The sequence below is a fragment of the Paraburkholderia sp. RL17-383-BIF-A genome (assembly GCF_046028015.1).
In the GTDB taxonomy this organism is placed as follows: Bacteria; Pseudomonadota; Gammaproteobacteria; order Burkholderiales; family Burkholderiaceae; genus Paraburkholderia.
On the sequence record NZ_JARESR010000021.1, the window covers coordinates 102,080 to 121,402 of the forward strand.

21 protein-coding genes are annotated in these 19,323 nt (G+C 63.4%); 12 read left to right on the forward strand and 9 right to left on the reverse strand.

Going from position 1 to position 19,323, the window contains the following annotated elements:
* Positions 1–126: 126 nt before the first annotated feature.
* The 3 genes from P0D71_RS23040 (at position 127) to P0D71_RS23050 (ending at position 2,942) form a co-directional block, all read left to right on the forward strand.
* Complete coding sequence (locus P0D71_RS23040) at positions 127–579, forward strand: MarR family winged helix-turn-helix transcriptional regulator (RefSeq protein ID WP_091804751.1); 453 nt, start codon at positions 127–129, stop codon at positions 577–579.
* Positions 580–752: 173 nt separating this feature from the next.
* Complete coding sequence (locus P0D71_RS23045; protein WP_091804754.1) at positions 753–1,172, forward strand: organic hydroperoxide resistance protein; 420 nt, start codon at positions 753–755, stop codon at positions 1,170–1,172.
* Between the two features lie 270 nt (positions 1,173–1,442).
* Positions 1,443–2,942, forward strand: a complete 1,500-nt coding sequence (locus P0D71_RS23050) for a cryptochrome/photolyase family protein (RefSeq protein WP_408482269.1) — start codon at positions 1,443–1,445, stop codon at positions 2,940–2,942.
* A 278-nt stretch (positions 2,943–3,220) separates the two neighbouring features.
* On the opposite strand, the gene P0D71_RS23055 is transcribed toward P0D71_RS23050, so the two are convergent.
* Together P0D71_RS23055 and P0D71_RS23060 are read right to left on the reverse strand one after the other, a co-directional pair.
* Positions 3,221–3,397: a DUF3563 family protein gene (locus P0D71_RS23055; protein ID WP_074766744.1), complete on the reverse strand. Its 177-nt coding sequence runs from the start codon at positions 3,395–3,397 to the stop codon at positions 3,221–3,223.
* 107 nt (positions 3,398–3,504) lie between these two features.
* The gene (locus tag P0D71_RS23060; RefSeq protein WP_408482271.1) at positions 3,505–4,701 is read right to left on the reverse strand and encodes an extracellular catalytic domain type 1 short-chain-length polyhydroxyalkanoate depolymerase; all 1,197 of its coding nucleotides are present in this window, start codon (positions 4,699–4,701) and stop codon (positions 3,505–3,507) included.
* A 393-nt stretch (positions 4,702–5,094) separates the two neighbouring features.
* Between P0D71_RS23060 and P0D71_RS23065 the strand changes: the two genes are divergently transcribed.
* From P0D71_RS23065 to P0D71_RS23080, 4 genes are all read left to right on the forward strand, one after another.
* Positions 5,095–5,796: a phosphatase PAP2 family protein gene (locus tag P0D71_RS23065; protein ID WP_408482273.1), complete on the forward strand. Its 702-nt coding sequence runs from the start codon at positions 5,095–5,097 to the stop codon at positions 5,794–5,796.
* 148 nt (positions 5,797–5,944) lie between these two features.
* On the forward strand, positions 5,945–6,715 hold the full coding sequence (gene modA, locus P0D71_RS23070) for a molybdate ABC transporter substrate-binding protein (RefSeq protein ID WP_408482274.1): 771 nt from the start codon (positions 5,945–5,947) through the stop codon (positions 6,713–6,715).
* Between the two features lie 22 nt (positions 6,716–6,737).
* Positions 6,738–7,412: a molybdate ABC transporter permease subunit gene (gene modB, locus P0D71_RS23075; RefSeq protein WP_012428598.1), complete on the forward strand. Its 675-nt coding sequence runs from the start codon at positions 6,738–6,740 to the stop codon at positions 7,410–7,412.
* 1 nt (position 7,413) lies between these two features.
* Positions 7,414–8,121 carry a sulfate/molybdate ABC transporter ATP-binding protein gene (locus tag P0D71_RS23080; RefSeq protein WP_408482275.1) on the forward strand — a complete coding sequence of 236 codons (708 nt, stop codon included), beginning with the start codon at positions 7,414–7,416 and terminating at the stop codon, positions 8,119–8,121.
* Between the two features lie 91 nt (positions 8,122–8,212).
* On the opposite strand, the gene P0D71_RS23085 is transcribed toward P0D71_RS23080, so the two are convergent.
* On the reverse strand, positions 8,213–9,049 hold the full coding sequence (locus tag P0D71_RS23085; RefSeq protein WP_408301616.1) for a TOBE domain-containing protein: 837 nt from the start codon (positions 9,047–9,049) through the stop codon (positions 8,213–8,215).
* A gap of 204 nt (positions 9,050–9,253) precedes the next feature.
* Between P0D71_RS23085 and P0D71_RS23090 the strand changes: the two genes are divergently transcribed.
* Positions 9,254–10,048, forward strand: coding sequence for an SDR family NAD(P)-dependent oxidoreductase (locus P0D71_RS23090; protein ID WP_091809000.1), 795 nt, complete (start codon positions 9,254–9,256; stop codon positions 10,046–10,048).
* A 64-nt stretch (positions 10,049–10,112) separates the two neighbouring features.
* On the opposite strand, the gene P0D71_RS23095 is transcribed toward P0D71_RS23090, so the two are convergent.
* Complete coding sequence (locus P0D71_RS23095) at positions 10,113–10,514, reverse strand: tautomerase family protein (RefSeq protein WP_408482277.1); 402 nt, start codon at positions 10,512–10,514, stop codon at positions 10,113–10,115.
* A 104-nt stretch (positions 10,515–10,618) separates the two neighbouring features.
* Between P0D71_RS23095 and P0D71_RS23100 the strand changes: the two genes are divergently transcribed.
* Positions 10,619–11,470: a LysR family transcriptional regulator gene (locus P0D71_RS23100; protein ID WP_408482279.1), complete on the forward strand. Its 852-nt coding sequence runs from the start codon at positions 10,619–10,621 to the stop codon at positions 11,468–11,470.
* Positions 11,471–11,608: 138 nt separating this feature from the next.
* Here the strand turns inward: P0D71_RS23100 and P0D71_RS23105 are convergent, their stop codons facing one another.
* Complete coding sequence (locus P0D71_RS23105) at positions 11,609–12,280, reverse strand: hypothetical protein (protein ID WP_408482280.1); 672 nt, start codon at positions 12,278–12,280, stop codon at positions 11,609–11,611.
* A gap of 112 nt (positions 12,281–12,392) precedes the next feature.
* Here P0D71_RS23105 and P0D71_RS23110 point away from each other — a divergent pair, with 112 nt between their 5' ends.
* Both P0D71_RS23110 and P0D71_RS23115 read left to right on the forward strand, forming a co-directional pair.
* Positions 12,393–12,830 (forward strand): MbcA/ParS/Xre antitoxin family protein, encoded by a 438-nt coding sequence (locus P0D71_RS23110; RefSeq protein ID WP_177205133.1) that lies wholly within the window; start codon positions 12,393–12,395, stop codon positions 12,828–12,830.
* Positions 12,827–13,528: an RES family NAD+ phosphorylase gene (locus tag P0D71_RS23115; protein ID WP_091804788.1), complete on the forward strand. Its 702-nt coding sequence runs from the start codon at positions 12,827–12,829 to the stop codon at positions 13,526–13,528. Before P0D71_RS23110 ends, P0D71_RS23115 begins: the two co-directional genes overlap by 4 nt.
* A gap of 39 nt (positions 13,529–13,567) precedes the next feature.
* On the opposite strand, the gene P0D71_RS23120 is transcribed toward P0D71_RS23115, so the two are convergent.
* The 4 genes from P0D71_RS23120 to P0D71_RS23135 form a co-directional block, all read right to left on the reverse strand.
* Complete coding sequence (locus tag P0D71_RS23120) at positions 13,568–14,305, reverse strand: metallophosphoesterase (protein ID WP_177205134.1); 738 nt, start codon at positions 14,303–14,305, stop codon at positions 13,568–13,570.
* Positions 14,306–14,450: 145 nt separating this feature from the next.
* A complete protein-coding gene (locus P0D71_RS23125) occupies positions 14,451–15,875 on the reverse strand; it encodes a cytochrome c (protein ID WP_408482282.1) in 1,425 nt (474 codons plus the stop codon).
* Between the two features lie 19 nt (positions 15,876–15,894).
* Positions 15,895–17,496, reverse strand: coding sequence for a GMC family oxidoreductase (locus P0D71_RS23130; protein ID WP_408482283.1), 1,602 nt, complete (start codon positions 17,494–17,496; stop codon positions 15,895–15,897).
* A gap of 157 nt (positions 17,497–17,653) precedes the next feature.
* The gene (locus P0D71_RS23135) at positions 17,654–18,247 is read right to left on the reverse strand and encodes a sugar dehydrogenase complex small subunit (protein ID WP_408482284.1); all 594 of its coding nucleotides are present in this window, start codon (positions 18,245–18,247) and stop codon (positions 17,654–17,656) included.
* A 360-nt stretch (positions 18,248–18,607) separates the two neighbouring features.
* Here P0D71_RS23135 and P0D71_RS23140 point away from each other — a divergent pair, with 360 nt between their 5' ends.
* Positions 18,608–19,270 carry a DUF1345 domain-containing protein gene (locus tag P0D71_RS23140; RefSeq protein WP_408482285.1) on the forward strand — a complete coding sequence of 221 codons (663 nt, stop codon included), beginning with the start codon at positions 18,608–18,610 and terminating at the stop codon, positions 19,268–19,270.
* Positions 19,271–19,323 lie beyond the last annotated feature (53 nt).

Sequence of the window (19,323 nt, forward strand, 5' to 3'; positions counted from 1 at the left end):
GCCTTCATCGCGGCGTCTGTCTTTCCCGCTTCAGCCATCCCCAACCGCACTCGTCAACGTGCTTCGATTTGCGGCACAATGGTTTGCGCGCAATCGATTTGCACGCTATTTTTTGCGAGATGCATCATGACCCAGCGCCCCGCTTTGCCCTTTACCCTCGACGAGCAACTCTGCTTCGCCCTCTACTCCACCTCGCTCGCCATGACCAAGGCGTACAAGCCGCTGCTCGATAAACTCGGCCTGACGTACCCGCAATATCTCGCGATGCTGGCACTGTGGGAGAGCGACGACGTCACGGTCAAAGACATGGCCGCGCGCCTGAACCTCGATTCGGCGACGGTCACGCCGCTGCTCAAGCGCCTCGAGGCGCAAGGGCTCGTGGAGCGGGTACGCGGCACCGACGACGAGCGTCTCGTCTACGTCCGGCTCACCAAAGCCGGTTCGGCACTCAAGCGCCAGGCACGCGAGGTGCCCGCGGAAATCTTCTGCGCAACGCAGCAGACACCCGAATTCCTGCTGCGCTTGCGGGATGACCTGACGCGCCTGCGCGGCACCCTCAACGATTACATGGACCACTAGACGGTCCGCTCCAGATCATGCGCTATCGCCTTCATGCAAAAAATCATTTGCACACAAATGATTTGTACACTATCTTTGTCACATGCCAAGCGATGAGTGCTCTGCCGGAACGGCAGGCCAGCAAAGAGCGGCAAACACGCAAATCCTGATAACCCGGACAAAGGAGCAGCACCATGAACATCCTCTACAAAGCAAGCGCAACGAGCACCGGTGGCCGCGACGGCCGCGCAGTGTCGTCGGACAATGCGTTGGACGTTAAGCTGGCCGCGCCGCGCGAATTGGGCGGCACGGGCGCGGCGGGTACGAATCCGGAACAACTTTTCGCAGCCGGCTACTCGGCGTGTTTCCTGAGCGCAATGAAGTTCGTCGCCGGTCAGCAGAAGAAAACTTTGCCGGCAGACACGCAAGTCACGGCGGAAGTCGGTATCGGCCCGAACGACAAGGGCGGCTTCGCGCTCGACATCGACCTGCGCGTTTCGCTTCCGGGTCTCGACGCAAGCGCGGCCAAGGAACTGGTCGACGCCGCGCATCAGGTCTGCCCGTATTCGAACGCCACGCGCAACAACGTCGCGGTTCGTTTGCAAATCGCCTAAGCTGCCTCTTCGGCGCATCGCCAAAGAATCGCCAAAGAATCGCCAAAGAAGCGCTGAAGAAGCGCTGAAGCGACGCTGAAAACCGCGCCACCGCTACACACACAGCGCCCGCACCCTGCACAATAGGGGCGGGCGCTGTCCCAATTTGCGGACGCGGCATGCAATGTGCAAAACGGGTCCGTGCCACCGCTTGCCAGGCTTGTTACGCTTCACGCTTGCGGCCGGAAATAGCGCCACCATCCGTCCTGGTCCAACAATCCATATTTCCTGATGACACGCGTCCGACGACTGAACGACACCTTCGATACCGGGCTGGTCTGGCTTCGCCGCGACCTGCGCAACACGGACAACGCCGCGCTCTACTACGCGCTCAAGCATTGCGAGCGCGTGTGGTGCGTGTTCGTGTTCGATACGACGATTCTGCAACCATTGGTCGACGTGTGGCGGGCTCGTCATCCGGACACGCAGCCGCAGGACCGCCGCATCGAGTTCATTCTCGCGGCGCTGGGCGAACTGGACGAGGCGTTACGCGTGAAGGGCGGCGGTCTGATCGTGCTTTACGGCAATCCGGCCGATCTGGTACCGAAGCTGGCCGACGAACTCAGCGTAGACGCCGTGTTCGCCAATCACGACTACGAGCCGGTCGCTATCGAGCGTGACGAGACGGTGCGCGAGCAGCTCACCGATGCCGGCCGCCAATGGCTGACGTTCAAGGATCAGGTGATTTTCGAGCGCGACGAGGTGCTCACCGGCCAGAGCAAACCGTTCACGGTGTTCACGCCATACAAGAATGCATGGCTCAAGCAACTGAACGCTTTCGATCTGAAGCCGTATCCCGTGGAAACGTACGCGAAACATCTGGCCGCGCCGCCATCGAAGCTGGACCGCCAGTTGCCGTCGCTCGAACAACTCGGCTTCGCGCCGAGCAATCTCGGTGAACTCAAGTTGCCCACGGGCATGAGCGGCGCGCAAACCCTGCTCGACGATTTCATGACCCGCATCGACAGCTACGCCGACCGGCGCGACTTCCCCGCAGCCAAGGGCCCGAGCTATCTGTCGATGCATCTGCGCTTCGGCACCGTCTCGATCCGCACGCTCGCGCGCCTTGCCCATGAGATGTCGCTGCAACCCGATGGACAAGGCTCGGCAACATGGCTGTCGGAACTGATCTGGCGGGACTTCTACTTCATGATTCTGGCGCATCATCCGCGGCTGGCTAGCGGTGCGTCGTTCAAGGAAGAGTATGACCGGCTGCGCTGGGAGCAAGGCCCGGAAGCGGACGAGGCGTTTGCCGCGTGGTGCGACGGACGCACGGGCTACCCGCTGGTCGACGCCGCCATGCTGCAACTGAATCGCACCGGCTACATGCACAACCGCTTGCGGATGGTGACGGCGAGTTTTCTGGTGAAGGATCTCGGCGTGGACTGGCGCCTCGGCGAGCGGTACTTCGCCGAACAGCTCAACGACTTCGATTTCTCGGCAAATAACGGCGGCTGGCAGTGGGCGGCCTCGACGGGATGCGATGCGCAGCCTTACTTCCGGATTTTCAATCCGGTCACGCAGTCTGAGAAATTCGACGCCGAAGGACGCTTCATCAAACGCTATCTGCCTCAACTGGCAAAGCTGCCGTCGAAGTGGATTCATGCGCCTTGGCTAGCGGGCTCGGAGCGGCTCGCCGATTGCGGTGTGGTGTTAGGTAAAGACTATCCGGCGCCGATCGTGGACCATGCCGAAGCACGGGGGCGCACGCTGGCCCGTTTTGGCAAGTGAGCACCTGCTCACGTCGCTTTGCGTGGGTTCAGCACGTAAAAAGAAGACTCGCTGATGAGCCGATTGCCGTCGCTGCTGGCGTTGCCTGAAATGAACGGCCGGGCAGGCGGACTTGTTGATGCGCTACAGAGTTTGGGTGGCGTTCGCCGCGGAGTTGAATCACGCGTGGTGGCAATCGAATCCGGCTGTCTGTGCACGTGTGCGAGTTTGCGACAGCTTGGGCGCTTCACCCAGAATATCGACGTTTCAATGCGCGCCGATGTTTTAGTTCGCGCAGCTTAGTGCTGGCTCATCCACGACGGCTGGCGGACATTCGCCTCGCGGTCCAGCTTGCGCATGCGGAATTCCAGATCGTACAGATCCGTTGCTTCAGCGAGGAACGCGTCAGCGCGTTCTTTGGCGAGTTGATCGGGCGACTTGGTCAGAAACAGGAAAAGGCGGCTAAGCAGATACATGGTCAACCTCGAAAATGAATTTAGGCGTTAACGCCTAAGGGATAACCCCTATTATAGGGAAAACCCTAGTTTCGCGCCAGCACTCATTTCGAATTGTTGCTCCTACGTCACCGGGAGCCTGCGGAGGCCGCTGTGGCGGCAGCTTCCGCAATACGGCCCGTGCCCGTTCGGCGCTGATGCTTGAAGAACTCCCACACCATGGCGCTTGCGTCCGGACCTTTGGCGGAATGAAACGGCACCGCCTCGTCGCCGCCGCTCCAGGCATGAGCGAGCCCTTGCACGCGACACAGCCGCACCACGCGCCGCCCGCCGCGCAGGTAGTCACGCATGACCACGCCGCCCTTGCGCTCTTCGCGCACTTCGCCGGATTTGCGCGCGCCGTTCTGGTCGACGACACGGTTCAGACGGAGAAACTGCACCGCCAACTGGTCCGCGTTGACAGGCGAGACCACATGGTCGGCGTCGCCGTGGATGATGATGGCCGGCATGCCGGGATAATTGGCGACGTCGGCGGTCTCGTCGACCAGTTCGGCCGGTTCACGGCGAGCGCCGCGCCGCATCACGTCCATCGCCGCAATGCCGGAACGCGCCTCGCCAAAAGCGGGGCCAGAATGCAGCGCGACCGCCGCGAAGTGCTCCGGATAGTTGACGGCCAGCAACGCCGTCAGTCCGGCACCAGCGGAGATTCCGGCGACATACACGCGCTCGCTGTCGAAACCATGCTGCGCGACCAGCGCGTCCACCAGCGAAACGACTGCGCGCGCTTCAGCGCCGCCGGCGCTATCGCCGGCGTCGTACCAATGCCAGCAGCGATGCGAATGCACATGCTTCGACTGTTCCGGATAGACCACGGCAAAGCCGAACCGGTCGGCCAGCACGTTCATCCGCGTGCCTTCGGCGAATTCATCGATTGACTGTGTGCAGCCGTGCAGCATCACCACCAGCGGCATGGCCTCGAGCGCATGACCCGTCGGGATGTACAAGCCGTACTGAAGATGATTGACGAGCCGGCCGGGCGCAGCAGGCGCGGAGTGGAACGAGCGCGTCCACGAGCCGCTCGCCCATGCCGACGCCCGCGGGCGCACGCGCGATTCGCGGGCCGTGGCGCGCGGCACTTCGCGCTTGGCGGGCGCGCGCACTGCAGCGGCCGGCTTGAGCGGGCGAACTTTGGTGGACGTCTTGGGAGCGGCGGGCCGGGCCGGTCGTGTCGTGGTGCGCTTGGGAGTTTTGCGAGTTTGCTCGGTTTGGATCGCGAGCAACCGCTTAAGACCGCGCAGCCACAGTTTCGATAAACTTTTTGCCATTGGCGCATAACCTCGCAAAAAGGGACAGGGTCCGTCCGGTAGAACGGCAATTCGTTGTGCATTGCACAATAACACCAATCCTCATGCGATGCTGGAACCTGGGCACGCCATTCTGTAACCAAATTTCCGTTCGGCGAACCTTGCCGCGAGGCTGGCATCAAACCCTTGCACTGCTCGTGCGCCGGTCGTCTGCCGAGTGCTTGCCGCTTGTTCGGCAACCCACGTCCGGCGGCAAAAAGCCTCGCATGCGGCGAGACCGGCCTGCAACACCCGTCTATACTGGCGGCTAGCTCTGTGACCTGCGGGTCCGCTCCGGTCGGCGACTTGTGCCGCTCGCGCGTTAAATTCTCATTACCAACCTGATTCTACGCGGCCTCGGTCGCGCTATTTGCCATGCTCGATTTACCTGCCCACCTTTGGTATTCGATCACCAGCCTCGGCGGCGCCGGCATGACGCTGCCGCTCGCGTTCGCCATCGCGCTGTGGCTGGCGGTCGGCTATACGTGGCGCATGGCTGCGGGCTGGCTGCTGCTTCTGGGTGCGGCGATCGGCGTGGTGACCGTGACAAAGCTCGCGTTTCTCGGCTGGGGCGTCGGCGTGCGCGGGCTGGACTTCACCGGGGTCAGCGGCCACGCCATGCTGTCCACCGCCGTCTATCCGGTCGTGCTGTTCCTGATGCTGTTGCCGGCGCGCCCGGCGATTCGTCTGATCGGTGTCCTGCTCGGCCTTGCGGCGGGGATCGCGGTGGGCTTGTCGCGTGTCGTGCTGAGCGCTCACTCACCTTCTGAAGCCATTACCGGCTGTCTGACCGGCGCCGTGGCGGCGCTGGTGTTCGTTCGTCTCGCCTGGCACGCGGAGCCGGGCCGGCTGTCGGCGCTGCCCGTCGCCCTCAGCATGATGGTCCTCGCGGTGCTGATGCACGGCGTCCATGTGCCGACGCAGCGCTGGGTCACGCACATCGCGCTGAAAGTGTCCGGTCATGACCGGCCGTTCATCCGCGCAAAGTGGAGAGCCGTGCGCGATGTCCGTCCGGCCACCGCGCCGCTGTCGCAGACACTCAACACGCTGGCGCCGCCGCATTCGTCCGACGCCTGAATCCGCGCCTGTACCTTTTCCCCGCTGTTCAACAAGCCGTTTCATGCGCGCGGCTGAATGATTGTCATGGCTCACCGCTATAACCTTTCGTATATTACGATAGCGTTTTAACCCGCCGATCCGGCTCCTGCCGGTCTTCAAAGCCTTCATGACACTCCGCCGCCATTTGAAGCAAGCGCTGTTCGTCGCCAGCGCCATCTCCGTCGTTCTCAGCGCCAATGCGCGCGCCGACGAACTGGTGGTTTCCGCCGCCGCCAGCCTGACCAACGCGTTCAAGGCGGTCAGCGAAGTCTTCGAGCAGCAGCATCCGGGCACCAAAGTGTTGCTGAACTTCGGCGCCTCCGACGTGCTCATGCAGCAGATCGTCAAGGGCGCGCCCGCCGACGTGTTCGCGTCCGCGGATCAGAAGGCCATGGACAAGGCAGCCGCCGAAAAAGTGATCGTGCCGGCCACCCGCAAGGATTTCGCCGCCAATTCGCTGGTGCTGATCGTACCCACGGACAGCCGTTTCGCGCCGACAAGTCTGAACGATCTGGCATCGGCAAACGTGAAGCGGGTCGCGTACGGCGATCCGGCTTCCGTGCCGGTTGGCCGTTACACGCAGGGCGCGCTGCAGTCCGCGGGCGTATGGGACGCCGTGAGCGCGAAGGCCGTGCTGGCGGCGAACGTCCGTCAGAGCCTCGACTATGTGTCGCGAGGCGAAGTCGACGCCGGTTTCGTGTTCAGCACCGACGCCGCCGTCATGCCGGACAAGGTCAAGGTCGCGATGAACGTGCCGACGCAAACGCCGATCACCTATCCGATCGCGCAAGTGGAAGGCAGCCGTCACGCGGCGGACGCCCAGGCGTTCATGAACTTCGTGCTGTCGCCGGCCGGCCAGGCCGTGCTCGCCAAGTACGGCTTCAAGCCCGCGCACTAACTTCAGAGGACGGCGCACGCTCATGCAACAGGCCTGGATTCCGCTCCTGCTCTCGTTGAAAGTCGCGGGCTGGGCCACCGCGCTCAATCTGGTATTCGGCGTCGCGGCGGCCTTCGGTCTGTCGCGCTGGCGCTCCGGCGCGCGCGACGTGATCGATTCGCTGCTGATGCTGCCGCTCGTCATGCCGCCCACCGTGCTCGGCTATTACCTGCTCGTCCTGCTCGGACGGCGCGGGGTGATCGGCGGCTGGCTCGACCGTTTCGACATTCAGTTGGTGTTCACCTGGCAGGGCGCGGTGATCGCGTCGACGGTGGTGGCCTTTCCACTCGTGCTGAAGTCCGCGCGCGCCGCGTTCGAAGCCGTCGATCCGCAACTCGAACGGGCCGCGCGCACGCTGGGCGTCAGCGAAACGGCCGTGTTCTTCCGCGTGACGCTGCCGCTCGCCGCGCGTGGCATTCTCGCCGGCGGCCTGCTGGCGTTCGCCCGGGCGCTCGGCGAATTCGGCGCGACGCTGATGATCGCCGGCAACCTGCCGGGACGCACGCAGACGCTCTCGGTGGCGGTCTATTCAGCCGTGCAGGCCGGCGACGACAGCACCGCGAACTTCCTCGTGCTCGTAACCTCGGTGACGTGCGTCGTGATCCTGTTGCTCGCGGGGCGACTCGTGCCGCAGCACACGCTTTTGAAGTCCGGTTGATATGCTGCTCGCCGTCGACATCCGCAAGACCTTCCAGAGCGCCGAGCGCCGCTTCACGCTCGACGTCGCCTTTCAGGCCGCCTCGCAACGCGTCGTGCTGTTCGGCCCATCGGGCGCGGGCAAGAGTCTGACGTTGCAGGCTATCGCAGGTCTGCTGCGCCCCGACGAAGGCACGATCACGCTGCATGGCAACGCGCTGTTCGACCGCGCGCGCGGCATCGATCTGAAACCGCAAGCGCGCAAGATCGCGTATGTGTTTCAGGACTACGCGCTATTTCCGCATCTGAACGTGCGGCAGAACATCGGCTTCGGCTTGCAGCACGGCTGGCTCAATCCGCGTGCGCGAATCACGCATCCGCAGATCGATTACTGGCTCGATGCGCTGGAGTTGAAGAGCGTCGCGGGTGATCATCCGGCGCAGCTGTCCGGTGGACAAAAACAGCGTGTGGCGCTGGCGCGAGCGCTCGTCGCGCAACCTCAGCTGCTGTTGCTGGATGAACCGTTTTCCGCGCTCGACAGCGCGTTGCGTCAGCGCATGCGCCGCGAACTGTCCGAACTGCAAACGCGGCTCGATATTCCGATGGTGCTGATCACCCACGACCCCGACGATGTCGCCGCCTTCGGCGATCAGGTCGTGCAGGTCACCGACGGCCGCGTGCGCGAGAATCATTCGTTCGCCGGCTATGCGCGCAGCGAGCCTCGAGCCTGAACAGCAAGGCTTCGCACGCTCATTCCTTTTACGCCGAGGCGAGCGCTTGCCGCGCTCGAACTTTCAAAGCGGGCGCGAGCGTTTCGCCCGCTCAGTCTTTCACGCCGAGTATCACACTCGACGCCTTGAACGCCGCGACAGCGCGCCCGCCTTCCACGAGGCCGAGCGTATCGACACTTTCATTGGTGACGACCGCCGTCATCACCGTGCCGCCGTCCAGCACCAGCGACACCTCGGCATTGACCGCGCCGCGCTTCACGCTCTGCACCGTGCCGCTTAACTGATTGCGCGCCGAGAGTTTGAGCGGCGCGCCGCTTTCGTCGCCGACGAGCAGCACGACCCACGACGCCTTGATCAACGCGAACGCCGCTGCGCCCTCGACGAGGCCGAGTGTCTCGGTGCTTTCATGCGTGATGACGGAGACGATCGCCTGGCCGCCGGGCAGCGCCAGCGTGACTTCGTCGTTGACAGTGCCGCGCATGATCGCCGACACCGTGCCATACAGCTGATTGCGCGCGCTCGTCTTCACGCCAATGCGGCCGATCAGATCCCAGTCCGTCGCAAATCCTTCGATCGCCGCGCCCGCGCGTTCGAGAAAGCGCCGATGCTCGCGCTCCACCGCGCGAAACGTCTCGATCAGCTTCACGGCGCGCGGCGTCAGCGTGGTGCCGCCACCGCCTTTGCCGCCGGTCAGGCGCACCACGAGCGGCTCGCCGGCGAGGTTGTTCATGGTGTCGATAGCATCCCACGCGCCCTTGTAGCTCATGCCGACGGCTTTGGCCGCGCTGGTGATGGAACCGGTCTCGCCGATCGCCGCGAGCAGCGCGATCCGCGACGCGCCGCCCAGCGTCTGCGCGCCTGCCTGAAACCACACGGAGCCGCCGAGTTCGAGGGTTTCGCGGGAAAGATCGGTGCGATCGAATGACATGGCGGGGAAGCGGTCGCTAACCGCAAAAAGAACGACGGATCATTATAGCGACGCCAACCCGCGCCACCGTCCTGGCACCGAGCCGGACTTGCGCGCGGATAGATGGGATACTTTCCGCTCGACGCTTCGAACACCAGGCCCTTTGTATTTTCCGGCGCGGCCAGCCTCGGCCGCTTCGCCGTAACATCAACGAGGAGCAAGACAGTGAACATCGATCTATCCGGCAAGACTGCGATCGTCAGTGCATCCACGGCGGGCATCGGCATTGCGATCGCCACCGGCATTGCCGCATCGGGTGCGCAGACCATCATCAACGGACGCAAGCAGGACGCGGTGGACCGCGCAATCGAAACGATCCGCAAGACGGCGCCGCAAGCGAAATTGCAAGGCTTTGCGGGCGACCTCGGCACGGCGCAGGGCTGCGACGCCTTGATCCAGGCCGTGCCGCAGGCGGACATTCTGGTGAACAACCTCGGCGTCTTTGGCCCCGGCGACATCTTCTCCACCGAAGACGACGACTGGGAGCGCTACTTCCAGATCAACGTGATGTCTGGCGTGCGACTCACGCGCCACTATCTCAAAGGGATGATGGAGCGCAAATGGGGCCGCGTGGTGTTCATCTCGTCCGAGTCGGGACTGAATATTCCGCCGGACATGCTCGCTTACGGCTTTTCGAAGACCGCGCAGTTGAGCATTGCGCGCGGCATCGCCAAGCAGGCGGCCGGCAGCGGCGTCACCGTGAATGCCGTGCTGCCCGGACCGACCCTGTCCGACGGCTTGCGGGCAATGGTGGAAGAGACGGCCAAAGAACAAGGCAAAACGGTCGAACAGGTTGCCACGGAGTTCGTGCGCGCGCATCGCAGCAGTTCGATCATCCAGCGCGCCGCCACCACCGAGGAAGTGGCGAACATGGTCGTCTACGTGTGCTCGCCGCAGGCGTCGGCGACCACCGGCGCGGCGCTGCGCGTCGACGGCGGCGTGGTCGATACGATTGCCTGAGCTTGCCGCGCATCTGACGACCGACGGGCGGCACGGCCGCCCGTTTTCGTCTCCGAAGCTCGCGCTAACGGGCCGGCGTGGCGCTTACAGCGTACTGCGCAATCCCATTGCCGAACGACCAGTTTTCCTTCAGCACCTCGACGAGATTGATCAACACATCCTCTCGTCGCAGCCCCGGCGACTCCGCCAATTCGTCCGCCATCCGCTTGTATAGCGCCCGCTTCTGCTCGAGCGTGCGCGTGTTGTTCAGCGTGATCTGAATCATCACGAGATCGTCGCTTCGCTCCACGTTCAAATACTGGTTGTCGTACACAAAGTTGCCGGCCTCGTGCTCGGTGATCAGCATGAAGATGTCGTCCTTCGGCACGTTGAACGTCGCCACCAGCGCACGTTGGATGCTATCGGTCAGCGCCTTCCGGTATTCGACGGGCTTGCCGGCGCGTAAAGCGATTCGTGTGAGCGGCATGATGAACCTCCTTCCCCGGTTGTGTTGATGCGGTAAGGACAGCTTAGGCGCGCTCAGTCATAATAAACAGACATCATTAGTGATTTCATCTATATTCATTTGAAATGAAAGTTCTCGATCTCGATGCGGTCCGGGCGTTCGTTCTGGTCGCCGACCTGCACAGCTTCACGCGTGCCGCGGACGCGCTCGACACGACGCAATCGGCCGTCAGCCTGAAACTCAAACGGCTGGAGGCGCACCTGGGCAAACAATTGCTGGAGCGCACGCCGCGCGTTGTGCGTCTTTCCGCGGACGGCAACGCGTTCCTCGGCGCCGCGCGCGACTTGCTCAACGCGCATGAACGCGCGCTGGGATCGCTGTCGGTCGAGCGTCGGCGGCTCGCGTTGGGGCTCAGCGAGCACGTGGCGGGACCGGACTTGCCGCTTCTGCTCGGCAGGCTCAACGCGCACGATCCGGGTCTGGTGATCGAATTGCACCTGGGCACGTCTTCCGCGCTGCTTGCGCAATTCGACGAACGCCGCCTCGACGCGGTAATCATCCGCTATGGCGCCGACGAACCGCCGCGCGACGACGCGCAAGTGCTATTCAGCGAACCGATCGCCTGGCTCGCCACGCCGGCGTGGCTGCCGCGAGTCGGCGAACCGTTGGCGCTGGCGCTGTTGAGCCCGCCGTGCAACGTGCGCGACGTGGCGCTGCGCTCGCTCACGCAGGCGGGCATTGGGTGGCAGGAGGTGTTCGTCGGCGGTGGCGTGGCGGCCGTCGGCGCGGCGGTGGCGGCAGGGCTGGCGGTGTCGCCGCTGGCGCGCCGCGTGGCGCCGCGCGGTCTGATCGATGTCGGCCTGCGGCTGGGCTTGCCCCAACTGCCGGAATCGCGCGTCACGCTGCATTCGCGGGTGAGGGACGCGCGGTCGTTGGAAACGTTGCGGTTGGTGACGAATGGGTTGGCGACACAATGACGAAGCGCCTCGTCACGTTGATCCACAAATGAAGGAAGGTCGACGCCTTTCTTTTAACCCAGAAAAATCCTTGTCCGCGGCATAAAGGCGGAGGTCGACCAGTCAGCCGAAGCGCGAACGCGCGCTCCGGTTTCGAGATCAGTGAATGATCGGCGGCAGCGAGCCGCTGCTGGCGGTAGCGGGATTGCTCGTTGCGCTCGCCGGATTGGCGCCAATGTTTGCGGATGGCGCCGTATTGACGGATGACGACGCCGAATTCACCGGGGACGCAGCCGGTTTTATCGCACCAGGTTTCGCCGCAACCTTGACCTTCTGCGGATGCGTCGAACGGCTCGCGACCAGGTTGGCGTGCATGACCTTGCCGTGTCCCGGCTTCGCCTGAACGACTTGCGCGTGCGGCTTTTTACGCTGCGTCACGACCGCCGCTTTCGCTTGGGTCTTGTTCGCGCCTGCTGCCTTGGCTCCGCTCTTCGTGGCGCCCTTGGCCGACACCTTGCTGACGCTGCCATGCGCCGACGGTTTAACGCCGTGTCCCGACGCTGATGCAACGTGCGGCGCGGCATGCCCCGTACCCGACGCATGCTTCGGAGCAGACCTTGCGGCGGACTTTGAAGCCGACTTCGAAGCGCCTTTCGAGCCAACGCCAGACTGCCCGTTGGCGGCTGCCCCCGTCTTTGTCCCAGCCTGCTTCGTGACATGCCCGCTCTGTTCGGACGGGTTCCACACTTCCGTATAACCCGCGGCCATGACCGGTCCTGACATACACCACACGGCGAACGCCGCTCCCACTGCTACTGCTCGAACGCCCATCTCCTGCCTCTCCTGATCTTCGACTTTATAACGAGCCTGGATTATATTCTCTTGCAAAAATCCATATTTAGACTAACATTAATTTCAAGTACACATTAGGACTTTTCCAGCCATGGCTCACGCTGCTCGTGCCACCCAACCTGAAGAGCCGATTCGCCGGCCGCCTTCAGCACCCACGCTAACGGAAATGTCCGCGGCGGGGCTGCGCGCGTTCTTCAACATCGCCCGCGATTGGGACTTGAGCGCAGAAGAGCAGATCGTGCTGCTAGGCTCGCCGGGCCGCTCGACTTATTTCAAATGGAAGGCGGCGCCTGAAACGGCCCGCCTCGGTCGCGACACGCTCGAACGCCTGTCGCTGCTGCTCGGTATCTATAAGGCGCTGCAAATCCTGCTGCCGCAAGCCAGCATCGCCGACACCTGGATCAAACGTCCCAACAGCGCGCCACCGTTCGGCGGCCGCCGCGCGCTGGACCGCATGCTGGCGGGCAACATTAGCGACCTCGTGGCCGTGCGCCAGTATCTCGACGCAATGCGAGGCGGCTGGGCGTGACACAACCGCATTGGCAGGACCGCTGGCGTACCGCGCCGCTCGATTGGTCGCCCGCGTATCGCGTGATTCCGACGCGCTTTCCGGCCGTCAATCTGTTCGACCGGGTCGCCTCGCCGGAAGACTTCGACGCGCTCTACGCGCTCGAAGCCATGACCAACGACCGTCTGCGCACCGAAGTCGGCGAACTCGATCTGGTGCCGCGCGAAGAGCGTCGCTTCGGACCGGGCTACGGGCCGATCATGGCCGCGCTGACCCATTTGAACCCGCTCGGCAGCCGCTTCTCCGACGGCACCTATGGCGTGTTTTATTGCGCCCGTTCACGCGCCACCGCGATCGCGGAAACGCGCTATCACACGGGGAAATTTCTGGAAGCAACGGCCGAACCGCCCATGCGCCAGCAGATGCGCCTCTACACCGTCGTCGCGCTAGGCAACGTGGTGGACATTCGCGCCGACAAGTCGGTGGATCTCGCGGTGCTGTCGCCGGATGATTATCTGGCCGGACAATCCCTCGGCCGGGCGGTCCGCGAGGCGGGTGCGCCGGGTATCGTGTATCCATCGGTGCGGGACGACGAAGGCGAATGCCTCGCCGCGTTCAAAACCACGCTCCTGCGCGACTGTCATCACGCGGCGTATCTGGAATACAACTGGAACGGCAACGAGGTGGATATGGTTTTCGAACTCAACCAGGTGGGCTAGGCTGACAAGCCCGCACGCGGGCGCAAGCTGTCAGCAGTGTCAGGGCAGCGCCAGCGCTGCCGCCCCTTCCGCGCGAGCCTCTTCGACCGAGATCGACCAGCGCCGCAGCGCCAGCGGCTCCACGATCGTGAGCTTGCCTTCCGGGCCGAACGCGCCAGTGTCGATAAACACCTGCGAGCCGACCTGCTTGATGTCACGCATCGGCGTGTGGCCGCAGTAGGTCAGCGAGAGACCGCGCTGCCGCTGCGGATCGCCATTGCCCAATGCCAGCTCGCGTCCCCACAGCAATTGCTGGCGGGTTTCGGCGGAGAAATTCCCCGCATCGAGCTCGGCATCCGTGCCGAAGAATTCCCCATGCAGCACGTTGAAGCGCTCCTTGCCACTGCCGATCACGCGCGCAAGCGGCAACCCGCGCAGGATTTCGGCGTAGTGTTGCAGGCGTTCGTCGGAAAGTTGCGCCGCCCATAGGCCGCCGATTCCATACCACGACTGACGCCGCAAGCGTCCATCGGCGACGGCGCACAGCATGTCTTCATGGTTGCCGAGCACGGCGAAAAACCACGGCTTGTCGAGCAGAGCCAAAGCGAGTTCAGAATGCTCGCCGCGATCCACCAGATCGCCGACCGAAAAGAGCCGGTCGCGCGCCGGGTCGAACGTAATCACGCGCAGCAGATAGCGCAATGCATCGACGCAGCCATGCAGGTCGCCGACCACGAAGTCGCGACCGCTCCGGTTGGCCGGGTGATGTTCAACGGAATTGACGAGTACGGAAGCCATGGGTCCATGATAATGCGGCATCCGCGACGTGTATGCGCGCTGCCCATCGTATCCTGGCGCCGCAGCGAGCTGAAACGACGCAAATCGACGCAAAACCGGGATATTTCCGGCAGCCCTTACCGCAAATACACGCCTAACGCGGTCACTATTGCTGAGTGCGCAGTTTGGCCACCTGATCGGCCGTTACGGTCGATTGCGGATTGCCGAACTGTCTGGTCACGTAGTTCGTAATGGCGGCCACCTGATCGTCGCTGAGCTGGGTGCCGAATGCCGGCATCAACACGTCCGCCTGTTTCGTCGTACGACTGACGCCGCGCAGGATCACCAGCGCCAGATTGTTGGCGTCGCTCGCGCCCACCGCCGAGTTATGGATCAGCGACGGATACGCCCCGGGCGCGCTCGCGCCCACACCCTGCCCCGTCCAGCTATGGCAGCTCGCGCAGTTCGCCACGAACAATTGCGCGCCGTTCACGGCATGAATGGCAGTGCCGCGCAGTGCCGTCACGTCGTCGGCGGGATTGCCCCACTGGTCGCGCGGGCGCGATTCTCCACCGTTGATCGGCGGCACGGCGCGCAGATACGCGACGATCGAGCCGAGATCTTCGCGCGTCAGATATTGTGTGCTGTCGGCCACCACTTCGGCCATTGGGCCGGCCGCGTTGGCACGGCCCGGCGCCGCGCCGGTCGATAGATACGACACCAGCTCGTCGTCGCTCCAGTTGCCCACGCCGCTCGTCTTGTCGGACGTGATGTTGTATGCGTGCCAGCCGGCCTGCACGGCACCCGAAAGACGTGAGCTCGACTTCAAACCCTGCGTGAAGTTGCGCGGCGTATGGCATTCCTCGCAATGGGCGAGTCCTTGCACCAGGTAAGCGCCGCGATTCCATTGCGCGCTTTGCTTCGGATCGGGAACGAAGCGGCCTTCGGTGAAATTGAACAGATTCCAGAACACCATCAACCAGCGCTGATTGAATGGGAATGTCAGGCTGTTGCCCGGCGGCGAATAGTGGATTGGCGTGAGCGTATTCAGATACGCGCGAATGGCCAGCACGTCCTGATCCGTGACCTTGGTGTACTCCGCGTACGGAAAGGCCGGATACAAGCGCTGGCCACTTCTACCAATGCCCTCATGCATGGCGCGCAGAAAATCGGCGTCGCTCCATTGGCCGATGCCGGTGCCCGGATCGGGCGTGATGTTCGGCGTCACGATCGTGCCGAACGGCGTGTTGATCGGCAGCCCGCCCGCGAACGGCCGCGCTTTGTCCGCCGTGTGGCAGGCCGCGCAATCGCCGGCGCGCGCGAGGTACTCGCCGCGCTTGACCAGATTGCCGCCGGCCACCTCAGCCGAGATGGCCTCGCCATTGGCCGACCGCGAGGCGTCGTCCGCGCGGGCCTGCGTAATAGGCAACTCGTCGTTGCGCTGCACCTTGGGGCCGTGCGCCTCATGCCAGGCGACATAGAGCGCGAACAGCGAAAAGATCGCTGCGAGCGTCGCGACCCTGAAGTGACGGCGCCGGGCGTTTCGCACAAGCGCATCGACCGGCTGCACGCGAGACGTGTTCTTCTTCATTGTGGTGCTCCGTTCAGGCTCAGATTTCACGCTTGAGCTTGTCGGCCAGTTTCAGCGACAAGGCCGCGATCGTCAGCGTGCAATTCACCGATGCCGCGCTCGGCATCACGCCGCTGCTGGCAATGAACAGATTGGAGTGATCGTGCGTACGGCAGTCCGCATCCACGACCGAATCCGCCGGATCGCTGCCCATGATCGTCGTGCCCATGATGTGATTGTTGGGTGCGAAGGTGTCGTCGAACGAGACCTCGGCGCCGCCGAACAGCGCGGCGATCTGCCCGTACAGTTCGTGCGTATTGGCCGCGCTTTTCTTCACGTAGTCGTTGATCGAGTAGTAGATCTCCGGCTGCGGAATGCCGAGCGAATCCTTGTGATCCGCCGAAGGCAACACGCGGTTCTGCGGCTCCGCCAGATGCTCATGGAAGCTGTTGATATTCAGCGTGCGCGACGCACGGTCGCGAATCTGCCGGTCGAGCTCGGCGCCGGTAAGGCCCTGCTTCAGCAGTGCGGCGGTCACGGCCATGGTCGGCACGCCATTCGACAGATGCAGTTTCTTCGCCGCGTAATCGGAGCGGAACGCGCCGTCGCGGAAGTTCACGATCGAGGTCATTTCCATCGGCCCGCGTCCGGGCCACAGCGGTTCATTGGCAAGAAACGTGACGCCCGTGCCCGGATGATCCATCAGGTTGCGGCCCACCTGATCGGAACTGTTGCCCACGCCGTGCGGAAATTTATCGGAAGTGGACATCAGCATCAGCTTTGGCGTTTCGATGCCGTTCGCGGCGAGCACGAACAGCTTGCCGGTCACGCGCGTGCTGTTGCCGTTCGGGTCCTTGTAGTGAACCGCTGTAATCAGCCCTTTGTTGTCCGCTTCGACGCGGTACACCACCGCCTCGGGAACCAGCCTCGCACCGGCCTGTTCGGCCTTCTCCGCATGCACCACGCCGTTGTACATCGCGGCGATCGGGCAGATCGGCATGCAGTTGTTGTTGCCGCAACAAGTGGGCCGCGCATCGTAAGGACGGCTGTTGCGCGCCACCGGCTCGGGCACGACCTTGAAGCCGTGCGCATTGAGCACGTCGCTAAAGCGCTGATCCATGTAAGAGAGTGGAAGCTGGCTCATCGGATACGGCTTCGAGCGCGGCGAACCGAGATCGATCGAATTGTCGGGACCCGACACGCCGAGCTGCACTTCCGCCGCCGAATACCACGGCTCCAACGTTTCATAGGGATAGGGCCAGTCGCGCCCCACGCCGTACAGCTTGCGCAACTGGAAGTCCGACGGCAACAGCCGCCATGCCGCGGCCGCCCAGTGCCAGGTCGTGCCGCCCACCAACCGGAGATACTGCGAGCTGTATGGATAGTCGCCCTTCTGGATCAGATAATGGTTGGCGGGGGCGTACTCGGGATGCGGAGCGTAAGGCGTCGACGGATAAGGCGTCGCGAAGTCGGACTTGACCGGCGAATTGCGAAAGTTCTCGACGATCTGCCAGCGCGGAATGCGCGGCCCGGCTTCGAGCAGAATCACCGACGCGCCAGCCAGCGCCATCTGATGCGCAACCAGTCCGCCTGCCACGCCCGAACCGACCACGACGATATCGGCAGAGTTTGCGTTTGCCATTGTTGCCCTCTCTCTTCTTTTGTGTCGACCTGAGTTCGCTTGAACGCGTCACGCGGGTCCAGTGCAGAGCACTTTATGCTGGCTTGCTGTACGCGCGTGCCCGAGCTGCGTCGAACGATTCGATCGAACGCTGCGGCACACGCAAGAGAAACGACGTTCAGGCACTCACCGGTTTCTTTGTCCAATAGAACGGCACGTCGCGGCAATAAGACGGAATCGTCAGCACGTCCTTCACGGGCTCGAACATCAGCGCCTTTTCATAAGCGACCACTTCCACATGCGGCGTGTCGCCCACGAGGCCGAGATACCACGCGCGCATGATCGCGCCGACGGATTTCGCGAGCGCGGGCTGATCAGCCTGCAAGGCTTGTGTGACGGTATCTGATGGCACACCGCCGTGGCCCTGCAGCCATGTGTTGAGCGCGGCAACGTTCTGGTCGAAATGATTGTCGGATTTGGCCAGGGCGTCATAGACGCGTTTGCCGAGCGTGGCGTCGAAGCCGGTGCGGCCTGTGAGGCGCTGCGAGAGCGCGAGGAAGGCATCGAGCCCGGCGCCTGCGGGCGCATCGGCCCATGCCGGGGCGATCCATGAAAGTGAGCGGCCGGCGCCGGCAAATGGGAACGCCGCGGCCGCGGCACACGCACCGAGCACCCACGCTCTACGCGACGCTGAAAACGAAGCTGATGACGACAAGCCTGCGGGATGCGTCACTTCGTGGTGCGCATCATTATTCTCGGGAACATCTGTCATGGGGACTCCAGATGGTGAGTCGTTCTCAACTTGCCACACGGCCCCGGCGGTCTGCCGTTCGCGCGTGGCGTCGATCTTCTACCCCAAACCTGGCCTGAAGCCGCTTAAGCGGTCTTTCCTGTTAGCCCGCACGAACCCCAATGCGAGCCGAGCTACGTTGTGCTGATGACATCCGTATGAAAGCGTGCGCACTGCATGGCATGAACGGGCAAAAAGCTGCCGCCTGCCAATCGCCTTTCAATTGAAAGCGGCACGCAAGCGCGTTGCGAAAGACTATAGCCTGTGTCCCGCCCATTCGACAAATACAGGTCGAAGCCCGGGTAGAATCCGCGAAACCAAGAGTCCTTCACACGCCATTCCATGCTGACAAAATATCTTCCACAAGTTCTTCGCAATCGGCCACGCATGCTGGTCGGCCTTGCGCTCGGCATCATCGCGGCGCTGGCCGTGCCGGCGCACACGCGCCCGATGGTTCGCGTGCTGGTCGGCTGGGACGCCGCCATCTGGAGTTATCTGGCGATGATCTGGGTCTACATGGCCCTTGCCGACGAAGGCGGCGTGCGCGAATCCGCCCGTCGCGACGACGAGAACGCGGGCGTCGTGCTCATGGTGATCTGCTTGGCGACCATTGCGAGTATTGCGGCCATCGTGCTGGAATTGGCGTCGGCAAAGGGAACAGCGGGCGCTTCCACGGTCTGGCACTACGCGCTGACCGGACTGACGATGTTCGGCGCCTGGTTCCTGATCCCGACCATCTTCACCCAGCACTACGCGCGCCTTTACTACGACCCGGATGCCCCGGAGACGCCGCTGCAGTTTCCCGACAAGGCGCTTCACCCGGACTACTGGGACTTCCTGTATTTCTCGTTCACGATCGCCGTGGCCTCGCAGACGTCGGACGTGATGCTGCGCTCGCGTTCGGTTCGCCGCGCCGCCCTCGCACAATCGGTCCTGTCGTTTTACTTCAACGTCGCTGTGTTCGGTTTGTGCGTGAACATCGCAGCGGGCCTGCTCGGCTCGTGAACCTGCTGGCACGAGCGCGCCCTCGCGCCGCCCCTGCCGCATAGAACTCCGCC